Annotated in this window: 14 protein-coding genes; 7 read left to right on the forward strand and 7 right to left on the reverse strand. The window is 64.8% G+C overall.

Annotated features, from left to right (window positions below; all coding sequences use genetic code 11):
- Positions 1 to 170: 170 nt before the first annotated feature.
- Positions 171 to 521, forward strand: a complete 351-nt coding sequence (locus tag DEM25_RS17575; protein WP_147393278.1) for a hypothetical protein — start codon at positions 171 to 173, stop codon at positions 519 to 521.
- A gap of 36 nt (positions 522 to 557) precedes the next feature.
- On the opposite strand, the gene DEM25_RS05775 is transcribed toward DEM25_RS17575, so the two are convergent.
- Complete coding sequence (locus DEM25_RS05775) at positions 558 to 1,913, reverse strand: TAXI family TRAP transporter solute-binding subunit (protein ID WP_158585176.1); 1,356 nt, start codon at positions 1,911 to 1,913, stop codon at positions 558 to 560.
- Positions 1,914 to 1,989: 76 nt separating this feature from the next.
- Complete coding sequence (locus DEM25_RS05780; RefSeq protein ID WP_109768387.1) at positions 1,990 to 3,216, reverse strand: argininosuccinate synthase; 1,227 nt, start codon at positions 3,214 to 3,216, stop codon at positions 1,990 to 1,992.
- 196 nt (positions 3,217 to 3,412) lie between these two features.
- On the opposite strand from DEM25_RS05780, the gene DEM25_RS05785 reads away from it, so the two are divergent.
- From DEM25_RS05785 to DEM25_RS05805, 5 genes are all read left to right on the forward strand, one after another.
- Complete coding sequence (locus tag DEM25_RS05785; RefSeq protein WP_109768325.1) at positions 3,413 to 4,060, forward strand: LysE family translocator; 648 nt, start codon at positions 3,413 to 3,415, stop codon at positions 4,058 to 4,060.
- A gap of 90 nt (positions 4,061 to 4,150) precedes the next feature.
- The gene (gene ftsE, locus DEM25_RS05790) at positions 4,151 to 4,810 is read left to right on the forward strand and encodes a cell division ATP-binding protein FtsE (protein WP_109768386.1); all 660 of its coding nucleotides are present in this window, start codon (positions 4,151 to 4,153) and stop codon (positions 4,808 to 4,810) included.
- Positions 4,807 to 5,751, forward strand: coding sequence for a cell division protein FtsX (locus DEM25_RS05795; protein ID WP_109768324.1), 945 nt, complete (start codon positions 4,807 to 4,809; stop codon positions 5,749 to 5,751). Before ftsE ends, DEM25_RS05795 begins: the two co-directional genes overlap by 4 nt.
- Before the next feature lie 124 nt (positions 5,752 to 5,875).
- Positions 5,876 to 6,535 carry a YdcF family protein gene (locus DEM25_RS05800; RefSeq protein WP_158585177.1) on the forward strand — a complete coding sequence of 220 codons (660 nt, stop codon included), beginning with the start codon at positions 5,876 to 5,878 and terminating at the stop codon, positions 6,533 to 6,535.
- 5 nt (positions 6,536 to 6,540) lie between these two features.
- Positions 6,541 to 7,335 carry a lysophospholipid acyltransferase family protein gene (locus DEM25_RS05805; protein ID WP_120222646.1) on the forward strand — a complete coding sequence of 265 codons (795 nt, stop codon included), beginning with the start codon at positions 6,541 to 6,543 and terminating at the stop codon, positions 7,333 to 7,335.
- On the opposite strand, the gene DEM25_RS05810 is transcribed toward DEM25_RS05805, so the two are convergent.
- Positions 7,298 to 7,843, reverse strand: a complete 546-nt coding sequence (locus DEM25_RS05810; RefSeq protein ID WP_109768321.1) for a gamma-glutamylcyclotransferase — start codon at positions 7,841 to 7,843, stop codon at positions 7,298 to 7,300. The two genes, DEM25_RS05805 and DEM25_RS05810, sit on opposite strands and share 38 nt — an antisense overlap.
- Positions 7,844 to 7,902: 59 nt before the next feature.
- Here DEM25_RS05810 and DEM25_RS05815 point away from each other — a divergent pair, with 59 nt between their 5' ends.
- A complete protein-coding gene (locus tag DEM25_RS05815) occupies positions 7,903 to 8,904 on the forward strand; it encodes a DUF2125 domain-containing protein (RefSeq protein ID WP_158585178.1) in 1,002 nt (333 codons plus the stop codon).
- On the opposite strand, the gene DEM25_RS05820 is transcribed toward DEM25_RS05815, so the two are convergent.
- From DEM25_RS05820 to DEM25_RS05835, 4 genes are read right to left on the reverse strand one after another with little or no spacing between them, the layout of a single operon-like run.
- Complete coding sequence (locus tag DEM25_RS05820; protein WP_109768385.1) at positions 8,893 to 9,819, reverse strand: prephenate/arogenate dehydrogenase family protein; 927 nt, start codon at positions 9,817 to 9,819, stop codon at positions 8,893 to 8,895. The genes DEM25_RS05815 and DEM25_RS05820 overlap by 12 nt on opposite strands.
- A gap of 23 nt (positions 9,820 to 9,842) precedes the next feature.
- Positions 9,843 to 10,952 carry a histidinol-phosphate transaminase gene (gene hisC / locus DEM25_RS05825; RefSeq protein ID WP_109768319.1) on the reverse strand — a complete coding sequence of 370 codons (1,110 nt, stop codon included), beginning with the start codon at positions 10,950 to 10,952 and terminating at the stop codon, positions 9,843 to 9,845.
- A complete protein-coding gene (locus tag DEM25_RS05830; protein WP_109768318.1) occupies positions 10,949 to 11,737 on the reverse strand; it encodes a chorismate mutase in 789 nt (262 codons plus the stop codon). Before DEM25_RS05830 ends, hisC begins: the two co-directional genes overlap by 4 nt.
- 30 nt (positions 11,738 to 11,767) lie before the next feature.
- Positions 11,768 to 12,547 (reverse strand): class I SAM-dependent methyltransferase, encoded by a 780-nt coding sequence (locus DEM25_RS05835; RefSeq protein ID WP_109768384.1) that lies wholly within the window; start codon positions 12,545 to 12,547, stop codon positions 11,768 to 11,770.
- Positions 12,548 to 12,584: the final 37 nt, after the last annotated feature.

Below are 12,584 nucleotides of genomic sequence, written 5' to 3' on the forward strand. Positions count from 1 at the left end.
GACGGGAAGCATTTGGGAAGATGAGCGTCCGCCGGGTGCTGCCGGCGCACAAATGAGGAAGGCGGTCGCCTAAGCTCCCGCCCCCCTGCATTTTCCGGGTCCGAACCGGCCTTTCGGCCTGCCCGCCTCGCGGCGGTCGGCATCCGTGCCGGCCGTCCCGCAGAACCGGAATGCCCGATCGCGAGGATCAAGCCTTCCGCACCGCTCCGACTTTGCCCGAAGGCTCCACCGGATGTATTTTATTCACGCCCTGGCTGGCGCTAGACAACCATGTCCGAAAACACGATCGTCGATCAGAATTGCTTGGAACTTTCGCCCGCAAACAACCCTCGACTTCCACTCGAAAGCAAAAGCCGCCAAGTCCCGAAGGACTGGAACAATCGATCCGCATTCCTTTGAAAGATCACTTCCCGATTGCCTGTATGAATACTCTCGCAACAGGAGTTGTATGTCGAGTCCGGCGCATTTCGGGGATGTGGACGGCTGTGCAAAACCCGGCGCGGGTGACCATCGTCTTTTGAATTCAACGATCTGCGCCGCCGCCCTCTGTGGACAGATCAGCCGGTCTTGCGCGCCGGCACGGGCTGATCGGTATCTGAACCGATCGCTGCCGCGCGATCATTGATGGTTTCGCGCACCGCTTCCCAAAGAAGCGAGAAGGACTGGAAGCCCTCGTCGGTCACCTCGTCGGTATCCAGCGCGCGGACCACCGTATGAAGAACGGCGTTCAGTTCGTCTTTCAGCGTGGACAGTTCGGCACGGTCGGCGGCTTTCGCCGCCCGCTCCTGAATGTCGAGCAGCTGGTAATTGTAGACATCGGCGCGATTCTTCTGGTTGGCGACGAAACGTGACCGGAGCGCCAACATGCCCGAGATCAGTCCCGTCATGATCATTACGAGCAACGCCAGAGGCTCGGCGTTTTCCTGAACGAAGCTCGGCTCATCCCGGTTGAAGAACGCCTCGGCCCCTTCATGCAAAGGCACAGAAAGGCCGCGTGTCGTGTCGGGCGCGGTGATGGCCGAGGCCAGCGCGAAGCGGATCGTCAAGTCCATCCGGTGTTCGAACAGGATGCGGGTCAGTTCGCGGACCGCCGCAGCATCCACATCGGAGCGGGTGACAAGAACGCGGGCGACGCTCAGCGTCGGAGTGCGGCTGGTCGGGACCGGCAATGCGCCCGTCAAACCGCCCATCGGTACCGCGGCGGGAGCCAGAAACGGTCGTTTGACGGCGATCGCATCGGCCTGTCGTATCGGGATGTAGCGCAGTTTCAGTCCGGTGAGCTGGGCATCCTCGAACATGCGGATCAATTGCCGGTCGCGCATCGACCGGACCGCGAAAAGCGCGTCGACATCGCCGCGCAGCAGCCTGCCGGCGCCATCGACGAACGGTTCGGCCGTCCAGTCCAGATCGCCGATCGGCAGGTCGTAATGGTCGCCGACGACCCAGAAGGAGCGAAAATTGGCCGTGTCGAAATCCGGGATCGAAACGCTGATGCGGTCAAGATCGTGGATTGAATAGGCGGACACGTCATCCCGGACGATCAGGTGAAACAGGTCCGGATAGAGATGGGCGATACCCCGAATGTCGGTGAAGACAGGTGTGTCGGCGCGGATCACCGCCGCATCTATGCGCTTGGCGTTCAGGAGCGCGATGTTCTGCGAGGCGTCGCGGGAAGTTACGACATCGAGGCGGAGCGTTTCGGAATGCCGTTCGATGACCTCGGCGGTCTCGCGCATCAGCGTGTGGGCATCCGAGCCCGCGGGACCGGTCGCCACGGTGAGCACGGCCGGGGCGGGATCGTGATTGATCCACTGCCATGTCAGCAACAGGGCGCCGGCGATGACGGCGACGCTGAAAAAGGCGGCGCGCCGGACAAGCCGTTGGCGGCGCGAGCGAATGTTGGCCGACGTCACGGTTGGCTGTTTCTCGGCAGCGGGCCGTTGGAGATTGCTCGGATCGCCCCTGGTCATCGACCGGCCCCGAGCCGTCTCAGGTGCCGCGGTCGCGCGCGGCAAGCGTGCGCAGGCGCAAGGCGTTCAGTCGGATGAAACCGGCCGCGTCCTTCTGGTCGTAGGCGCCACGATCGTCCTCGAAGGTCACGAGCGCGTCGTCGTAGAGCGAAGCGTCGGACTTCCTGCCGGTGACGATCACATTGCCCTTGTAGAGCTTGAGACGGACCGTGCCCTCCACGCGCGTCTGGCTTTCGTCTATCGCAGCCTGCAGCATGGCGCGTTCCGGTGAGAACCAGAAACCGTTATAGATCAGCTCCGCATAGCGCGGCATCAATTCGTCTTTGAGATGGGCGGCGCCCCGATCGAGCGTCACCGATTCGATGGCGCGGTGCGCGGCCAGCAGGATCGTGCCGCCGGGCGTTTCATAGACGCCGCGCGACTTCATGCCGACGAAGCGGTTCTCAACCAGATCGATGCGGCCGATCCCGTTGTCGCGACCCAGATCGTTGAGCGCCGCGAGCAGTGTCGCCGGGCTCATGGCCGCGCCATTGAGCGCGACGGCGTCTCCCTTTTCGAAGGTTATTTCGATATCGGTCGGCCGGTCCGGCGCGTCCATCGGCGAGACCGAACGCATATGGACATATTCGGGCGGCTCGGCCCAAGGGTCTTCGAGCACCTTGCCCTCGGAGGAGGAGTGCAGAAGATTGGCATCGACCGAGAAGGGCGCCTCGCCCTGCTTGTCCTTGGGCACCGGAATCTGGTGCTTTTCGGCAAAGTCGATCAGATCGGTGCGCGACTTGAAGGCCCAGTCGCGCCACGGCGCGATGACCTTGATGTCCGGATCAAGCGCGTAGGCCGACAATTCGAAGCGGACCTGGTCGTTGCCCTTGCCGGTTGCGCCATGGGCGATGGCGTCCGCGCCGGTTTCTTCGGCGATCTCGACCAGCCGCTTGGAAATCAGCGGTCGTGCGATCGACGTGCCGAGAAGATAGACGCCCTCATAGACCGCGTTGGCCCGGAACATGGGGAAGACGAAGTCGCGCACGAACTCCTCGCGCAGATCCTCGATGTAGATCTCGCGAATGCCGAGCATTTCGGCCTTGCGGCGCGCCGGTTCGAGTTCGTCGCCCTGGCCGAGATCGGCGGTGAAGGTGACCACCTCGGCGCCCAGCTCGGTCTGCAGCCATTTGAGGATGATCGAGGTGTCCAGCCCGCCGGAATAGGCAAGCACCACCTTGTTGATGTTCTTCAGGTCGATGGACATGGAAGTTCCGTGAAAAGTGCGATGGTCGGCGGCGCCTTGCGTGCCGGCGCGCACCATATTGGGTTTCCGTCGGGGCGCAAGTTCGCCGAAGGGGGAAATCCGGCGGCTCGGCTCCGGTCCCGTTGCAAGTTCCGGGTTGCTTTGCGGGCTGGTCCGGCCTTGAATGCCGCGCCGGATCAACCAAGATTGACGACCGATGAGCGATTTCATACCCGATGCGACCATCCTGGTGCAGTTCGCGCTGGCCGCGGTCGTCCTGGCGATCACGCCGGGGCCGGACATGGCGCTCTATGTCGGCCGGGCGATCACTCATTCGCGCGCGGCGGGACTGGCCTGTTTTGCCGGCGCGGTGACCGGCATTCTGGTGCACACCATGCTCGTGGCGCTGGGCCTTTCCGCCTTGCTGGTGGCGGCGCCGACGGCGTTCCTGGTGCTGAAGGTGATCGGCGCCGTCTATCTGATCTGGCTTGCATGGCAGGCGATCCGGCACGGTTCGTCATTCTCGCCCCGTACAGGAAAGAACGCCCGGGCGGGATCGTTGGTGGGCCACTATCTCACCGGTATCGGCATCAACATCCTCAATCCCAAGATCGCATTGTTCTTTTTGACGTTCCTGCCGCAGTTCGTTTCGGCGAACGACCCGCATGCGCCGGGCAAACTGCTTTTTCTCGGCCTTTTCTTTCTCGCGGTCGCCATTCCGATCATCTTGCCGATGATCTTCGCCGCCGACCGGTTCGCCGCCGCGCTGCGCGCCCGGCCGCGCGTCACCCGCACATTCGACTGGCTGTTTGCCGGCGTGTTCGGCGCATTTGCGGTGAAGATCCTGACGGCGCAGGCGCGCTGACCGGAACCGCCCGAGGCGGCCTGTTTCCATCACGGTTCGGGCGCACTATTGCTGGCACAGGCGCAAAAGGCGATTCGCGAGCGGTGCGGTTTGATCAGATTTGACAATGTGGGATTGCGCTACGGGCTGGAGCCGGAGGTTTTGTCCGATGTGTCGTTTCACATTCCGGCGCAGTCCTTCCAGTTCCTGACCGGTCCGTCCGGTGCGGGAAAGACCTCCCTGTTGCGCCTGTTGTTCATGTCGCTGCGGCCGACGCGCGGCCAGATCACCTTGTTCGGCAAGGACGTGCTGTCGCTCGACCGCCGCGAGATGCCGATGCTGCGGCGCCGGATCGGTGTCGTGTTCCAGGACTTCCGGCTTCTGAGCCACATGACGATCTTCGAAAACGTCGCCCTGCCGCTGCGGGTGCGCGGCAAGGAAGTGGCCAGCTACCGGCGCGATGTGAGCGAACTGCTTGACTGGGTCGGGCTGGGCGACAAGCTCAATGCGCTGCCGCCGGTGCTGTCGGGCGGTGAAAAGCAGCGCGTGGCCATTGCCCGCGCACTGATCGACCAGCCCGAAATCCTGCTCGCCGACGAGCCGACCGGCAATGTGGATCCGCCCATGGCACGGCGACTTCTGCGTCTGTTCATCGAGCTCAACCGCTCGGGCACGGCGGTGGTCATCGCCACCCATGACCTTGGCCTTATGGAACAGGTGGATGCACGGCGGATGATCCTCTCCAATGGGCATCTGGATGTGTTCGGATGAGCGATCAGGACCACAGGTCGCCGCCGGCCTCGCCGATCGTACCGCCGGGCAACATTGCCGGTCAGGCGATGGCGCTGGTCGTTGCAATCATGTCCTTCCTCGCCTGCCTGACCGTCGGCGGCGTCTCACTGGTCGGCCAGAGCGCGGCGACCTGGCAAAGCCAGATTTCGCGCGAGGCGACGGTTCAAATCCGGCCTGCGCGCGACTTCGACATCGAGACCGCGCTGGCCGAGGCGCAAGCGATCGCAGCCGATTATGAAGGGGTGCGCTCGGCGCGCATCATCGGCCGGGAGGAAACGCTGGGGCTGCTGGAGCCGTGGCTGGGCAGCGGGCTGGGACTTGACGAGCTGCCGGTGCCGCGCCTCGTCGTCATCACCATCGACGAGACGGCGCCGCCGGATTTTGCCGCTATGCGAGCGGCGATCACGGAAGCCGTGCCCAATGCAACGCTGGACGATCACCGGGCCTGGGTGGGACGGCTTGTGGCGATGGCGCGCACAACGACACTGGCCGGCCTCGCTGTCCTGGCCCTGGTGATGGCCGCGTTGGTCATGACCGTCGTCTTTGCCACGCGCGGCGCGCTGGCCGGCAATCACGAGGTCATAGAGGTTCTGCACTTTGTCGGCGCGCGCGCCGGGTTCATCGCGCGGCAATTCGAGCGCCGCTTTCTGGTCATCGGCTTGCAGGGCGCGGCCGCCGGCGGTGCCGCGGCGGTGGCGGTCTTTCTCGTCACGGGATTTTGGGCGAGCCGAAATCTGACCAGCGCCGAGAACGAGCAGTTGTCCGCCTTTTTCGGCGATTTCTCGATGGGCGCCATCGCCTATGTCGGCGTGGCCCTGGTGGTGGTTCTGGTCGGCGCGCTGACCATGGTAACCACCCGCGTCACGGTTCTGCGGGTTCTCTACGAGATCGACGAGAAACGCGCCGATCCGTCGCTTTGAAGCCGCTCCGGTGCCGGCAGAGGTCCGACATGGCGGCAAAATGCCGGTGATGGCGTGTGTCGGGGGGCCTTGGCGATGGTTTTTGGTCTACCGCACGCCGCAATTGCCCACTAGGATTCGACACATGTCGGAAAGCGAACACATCGACAAGGCGGCCGGCGTGCTCGAGCGCCGGGCGAGCCGCGGTGCCGGGCGCCTGTACCGTGTGCGCGACTTCCTTGTTGCCATGGCGGCTTTGGCGCTGATCGCCACCGTGGTCGGCTTCTTCATTTTTGCCGCGCGTGTCGGCGGGCAGACCGAGAACCCGCCCGCTGGGGTCTCTGCCGATGCGATCGTCGTCCTGACGGGCGGCCGGGCGCGATTGGAGCCGGCCGTGACGCTGCTGCGCGAACAGCGCGGTGCAAGGCTTCTGATCAGCGGAGTCGATGCGGACATCAGCGATGTCACGCTGCGGCGCACGTTGGATATCGACGCCGATCTCTTCGAATGCTGCATCGACATCGATCGAGAGGCGCTGGACACGGAGGGCAATGCCAGGAGCAGTGCCGCATGGGCCCAGCGGAACGGCTACGCCAGCCTGATCGTCGTGACCAACGACTATCACGTGCCGCGCTCGATGCTTGAGATGCGGAACGCCCTGCCCGACGTCGAGATCGTGGCTTATCCGGTCGTCAACATGAAGCCGGAGACGGTCGATCTGGCGGCATCGATGGACCGCTACCGGGTGCTGCTCGGCGAATACGCCAAATATCTGGTGGCACGGGCGCGAACCCTTTCCTTCTAGCCGTCATGCGGGNTCTGTTCAACCTGGCCTTCTACGCGAACAATGTCGTCCAGATGATCTTCTGGACGCCGTTCTATTTTCTCGGCCCGCGCAGCTTTGCATGGTGGATCGTCCGCTTCTGGTCGCGGACCCATCTGTGGCTGATGAAGGTCATCGCCGGCACCGATCACATTGTGCGCGGGCGCGAGAAACTGCCCGAGGGAGGCTACATCATCGCCCCGAAGCACCAGTCGGCCTGGGACACGATCGCCTTCCTGCCCTGGTGGCCGGACCCGATCTACATTCTCAAACGGCAATTGATGTGGATCCCGCTGTTCGGTTGGTACATTGCGCGCATGAAGATGATCGCCATCGATCGCGGCAATCGCGAACAGGCGATCCGGTCGATCAATGCCAGCGCGCAGCAGGCCGTCGATGACGGGCGCCAGATCATCATCTATCCGGAAGGCACGCGCCGGCCGCCGGGCGCCGAGCCTTCCTACAAGAGCGGCATTGCCCATATTTACGAGAAGCTTGACGTGCCGGTGGTGCCCATTGCCCACATGGCCGGGCTCTACTGGCCGCGGCGCAAGTTTCTGCGCCATCCGGGCCTGATCGAGGTCGAGGTGCTCGATCCGATCCCGCCGGGTCTTTCGCGGTCCGCCTTCATGGCCGAACTGGAACGGCGCACCGAGGAGGCATGCGACCGGCTTCTGCTGCGCGCCGTCGAAGGGCCCAACCCGCCGCCCTTGCCGCCGACGGCCCAGGCCCGGCTCGATGCGATCAAGGCGCGGCGGGCCGCCGATCCAGACGCTGCCTGATGCCGTCGGCAACCGCTTCGATCCAACGGTCGCGAATGCCCATCTCGCGCATGTGCGCGGCGGTGTTCAGCACATAGTCTTCGTTCGGCCCGGCCTGTCCGACCGCGCCGCACACCCGGTCGATCGCTTCCGCGACACTCAGCCGGCCGGCATATTGCTCATGGGTGCGGTCGGCGACATAGGTGACCGCTTCGGCGGCCTGACCATCCGAAAGCACGATGCGGCTGCGCCGCTCCTTGTAGACATGGGTGATCAGTTCGCGCTCGCGCAGATAGGACATCACCGTGTCTTCATCATCCGGCATCACGCGAAAGGCGACACCGACGCAGGCGCCACCCCGGTCCAGCCCCATGACCAGGCCCGGCCGTTCGCGCGTACCGCGATGTTCGAAGGAACGGATGCAAAGGCTCCGGTGATAGCCGACCAGCCGGGCGCGCCGGCTTTCGGCGAAGGAAAAGCCGGGCCGCCACATCAATGACGCATAGCCGAATATCCACAATTGGTTCATAAGCGCCGCGTTCGTTTCGTCGTTCGCGAAGGAAGGTTGCAGCTAGCATGAGCGGAGCCGTGAAAAAACCGTCTTACAATGCCGGGCGGCGGATTGGCTGGCTGATGACCGCTGTCATTGCCGCCATCGTCCTCTACTCCGCCGGCTGGTTCTGGGCGGCGGACATGGTCGACCGGACGGTGACCGCGTCGGCCAATGACGAGCGCGCATCGCTGCGCTTTTCCTGCCCCGGACAGGATGTGCGCGGCTTTCCGTTCCGGATCGGCGTCTTCTGCGACGCCTTTGAGGTGGCTGCGGCGGACGGGTCCTTTGTGGCCAGCGGCGGCGCGGTTCGCTCGGCGGCTCAGGTCTACGATCCGCGCCGCGTGGTTGCGGAAATCGACAGTCCCGTCACCATCTACGACGCGGCGGGGACGGCCTACCGACTCGACTGGTCGGTCGGGCGGATCAATGCGGCGACTGCGCCGGTGAACGAACGGATGGTGGCGTTCGAGGCGGACGATATCCGTGTCGGCCTCGATGGGATCGGCGAGCTGGCGCGGGCTGACCGCCTGGGGCTCTATGTTCGCGAACAGGGAGCCGCCATGGACGTGGCGATGCGTCCGCGCGCGCTGACCATCGACCCTGCTCTGGTCGGCGGGCGCGCTCTTCCGCCGGTCGGGCTCGATATCGATCTGCGGCTTGAGGACTGGGCATCCACATGGTCAGCCGGTCCGGTCGCCGCCGGGAGCGGTATGATCAACCGTGTGGCGCTGCTTCTGACCGACGATCGCGGCGTGATCGTGGAGGGGCCGTTCCGCCTGTCGCCGGACGGTCTGATCAGCGGCGATTTCTCGGTCAGGGTCGTCGATGTGCCCGGCGTGCTCGCTGCCGCGCGCGACATCGTTCCGGAGCTTGCGCCGCAGATCGAGACGCTTGCTGCTGCCGCGCCCCGGCAGGCATCGATGCCCGATGATGAACTGTCGCTGTCATTCACCGTGCGCGAAGGCCGTGTCTTTGCGGGGTTCCTGCCGCTCGGCCGTATCCCGCCGGTTCGGCTCGACCTGTCTTCAGGTCTGTGACTCGCCGCGCTTTGCGCTCTGGCGGCCGAAGTTGGGCACTTCCACATCCTGGCCGGCCTCGATGATCGACTTGCGGACGTGCCGGGTGCGCGTGAACAGGTCGAACAGCTTGTCGCCGTCGGCCCAGCGGATCGCCCGCTGCATCGATGCCAAATCCTCGGAAAAGCGCGCCAGCATCTCGAGGATCGCTTCCTTGTTGTGCAGGCAGACATCGCGCCACATGGTCGGGTCGGATGCGGCAAGGCGCGTGAAGTCGCGGAAGCCGGACGCGGAATATTTGATGACTTCGGATTCGGTGACCGTCTCCAGATCGGAGGCGGTGCCGACGATGTTGTAGCTGATCAGTTGCGGCAGATGCGAGACGACCGCCAGAACGCGGTCGTGATGGTCCGGGTCCATTTCGTCGAGATCGGAGCCGCAGGCGCGCCAGAACGCCTTGAGTTTGTCGAGCGCTGCGGCATCGGTATCCGGCAGCGGCGTCAAGATGCACCAGCGATCCTCGAACAGCGCCGCAAAACCGGAATCGGGGCCAGAATACTCGGTGCCGGCGATCGGATGGCCTGGAATGAAGTGCACGCCATGGGGCACGTGTGGCGCCATCTGGTCGATGACCGACCGTTTTGTGGACCCGACGTCGGTGACGATGGCGCCAGGCTTGAGCGCGCCGGCGATGGCTTGGGCGACGGTGCCCGACGCGCCGACCGGAACCGAGACGATGACGAGGTCGGCGCCCTCGACCGCTTCGGCCGCGTCGGTGTGATAGCTGTCGCCCAGCCCAAGCTCCTCGGCCCGCCGCAGTGTCGAAGCGCTGCGTGTTGAGATCGCGATATGATCCGCCAGCTTTTCCCTGCGGACCACGCGGGCCAGCGACGAGCCGATCAGGCCGATGCCGACCAGCGCGATCCGGCCGAACATGGGTTTGGTCTGGTCGGTCATCGCTAACGCTTCATGAAGGCGGTCAGCGCCTCGATCACGCCCTTATTGGCCTCATCGGTGCCGATCGTCATGCGCAGCGCGTTTGGCAGGCCGTAGGGAACGACCTGGCGCAGCACGTAGCCGCGCTGGACGAGCCAGGCATCGGCTGCTGCCGCGCTGCGGTCCGGATCGTCGTCGGGGAAGTGGATGAGCACGAAATTGCCAACGCTGGGCGTGACCTTCAGGCCGAGGGCCTCGAACGCTTCGGTCAGTTTCGGCAACCATGTGTCGTTATGCGCAATGGCCTTGTCGACATGGGCGCGGTCGGCGATCGCCGCTGCCCCGGCAGCGATGGCCGGAGCGTTTACGTTGAACGGGCCGCGCACGCGGTTGAGCGCGTCGACGATCTCCGCAGGTCCGTAGAGCCAGCCAATGCGCAGGGCGGCAAGGCCGTGGATCTTGGAGAAGGTCCGCGTCATCACGACATTGCGGTTGGCCGAGACCAACTCGATTCCCGACGCATAGTCGTTGCGCCGGACATATTCGGCATAGGCCGCATCGAGCACGAGGACGACATGCGGCGGCAGTCCCGCATGAAGACGCCGGACTTCAGCGTCGGAGAGGTAGGTGCCCGTCGGGTTGTTCGGATTGGCCAGAAAGACGATTTTCGTTCGCTCGGTGACGGCGGCAAGAATGGTGTCCACGTCGGCGCGGTGATCGGTCTCCGGCACGACCACGGGCGTGCCGCCGGCGGCCAGGATCTGGATTTTGTAGACGAGGAACCCGTGTTCGGTGAAAATGCCCTCGTCGCCCGGGCCGATATAGGTCGATGCCAGAAGGCCGAGAAGTTCATCCGAGCCGTTGGAGCATACGATGTTGTCCGGGTTGAGCCCGTGCACGTTGGCGATGGCCGTGCGCAGCGCGGCGGCAGACCCGTCGGGATAGATCTGCAGAGTGTCGGCCGCCTGCCTGTAGGCCTCGATGGCCGCAGGGCTCGCGCCGAGCGGTGTCTCGTTGGACGATAGCTTGTGCAGCCTGACGCCGGGTGCGGCCTTGTCTCGGCCCGGCACATAGGCGGCGATTTGCATTACGCCATCATTGGGTTGCGGTATCGAGCGGTCCGTTTGGGTCATGCTGAACTGTCCATGGCTTGCGCGGGCGCGAAATAGCCCCCGGCGGCGCGTATGTCGAGCAGATCGTGCGGCGCGCTGCCTCCTGCTGGTATCGCGATCAGGCAGCGCTGACCCTCGCTGCCGTGCCCGATGACCTCGCCGCCGGTCCATCGATCAAGCGAGTCGACGCTTTTCAGGAGCCCGGTGTAGAGCCGCAGGTCGAACGGGACGGGGTCCGACAGGGGCGGCGACAGAACGAATGAATCGACGGTCGGAAACGGCACGTCCGCAGCCGGAAGGCGCGCCATCACCGACAGCCCGCTCGACGAATCGAGCGCGTCCCACCAGGCGCCCGCGCCTTCGAGCGGCACGATGACGAGCGCGTTCCGTTCAGCCATCGCCGCGTCCATAGCACCCGCCGCATCCTCGTGTTCCTCCATTGCGACCGTGAAACCGAACTGGAACCGCGCCATGTCGCGCATCGTTGCGGGTTTAGCGCCGCCGACCAGATGCACGCGATAGGGTGCCTGAAGCCAGGTGAAGGTCGAGATGATCTCGCGCCAGACATGGACGATCATCGACAGCGGCACCGAGCCGGAATGTCGTTCGGCGAGAACGCGCATCATCTGCGCCTCGCGGCCGGGCCGGAAGGCGGCGCCCTTGGCCTGATCGGCGCCCTTGATGCGGATCAGTTCGTCGATCACGCCGGCGCGCTGCATCAGGAGTGCATGCATGGATTCGTCGACCGCGTCGATCTTGGCGCGCAGTTCGGTCAGGCGCTGTGGATTGGGAGGCGCATCAGCCATGTTTGGTCGGTCTCGTCATATTGCGCCGTCTTAGTCGCGCGGCCCGGCAATTGCAAAACGGTGCCAGCCATTGGCGTCGCGGCCAGCAACCGAGCCCTGCGGCGCCAAAGCCGGAACGAAGACGCGGCGCGACTGGCGCTCGGCCACCGGCAGACCCTGATAAAGGCGCTTCTGGGCCTCGATGACCAGCACGCCGCCAAAGACCGGCCAAAGCCGCAGGCCCCATGCCTCGAGCCGGGTCGACAGTCGAAGCGCGAGAAACCGGCGCGACGGCGGAAAGAACAGCGCTTCGGTTTCCGCCGTCATGGTGAAGTTGGCATCGCGCAGCAGCTTGACGAGCTGGCCGCGCGAAAACGGGCGGCCATTGCCGAACGGGGTCTGCTCGATCTGCGCCCAGACGCCGCGCCGATTGGGCACGACAATGAGGAGCCGTCCGTTCGGTGCCAGAACGCGCCATATCTCCATCAGGGTCTCGCGCGGATTTTCGGCATGTTCGAGCGCGTGGACCAGCAGCATCCGGTCGATCGAGGAATCGGGCAGGGGCAGTTCCTCGTCGAAGACGAGCGCGGTCCTTGACGGTCCGGTGCGAGGCCAGCGTGCCGCACCCTGGGCCGCAAGCATGAAGGCAAGCGTGCGTTCGGTGTCGGGCGCGAAACGATCCAGCCATGGCCGGGTGTGGCCGAGACCGACGAGCCGCTCATTGGGCATCGGCTTCCAGATGCGCGACAGGGCCAGTCCGATGGCGCGGCTGGCGCGCTTGCCCAGCGCCGAATGGTAGAAGGCGCGCAGTTCGACAATGTCGGTATGCATGGTTCGGCGCGACCCCTCGCATTGACGCGGCGCCAGA

Origin of the sequence: Oceaniradius stylonematis (assembly GCF_003149475.2) — a bacterium.
Lineage (GTDB): Bacteria > Pseudomonadota > Alphaproteobacteria > Rhizobiales > Rhizobiaceae > Roseitalea > Roseitalea stylonematis.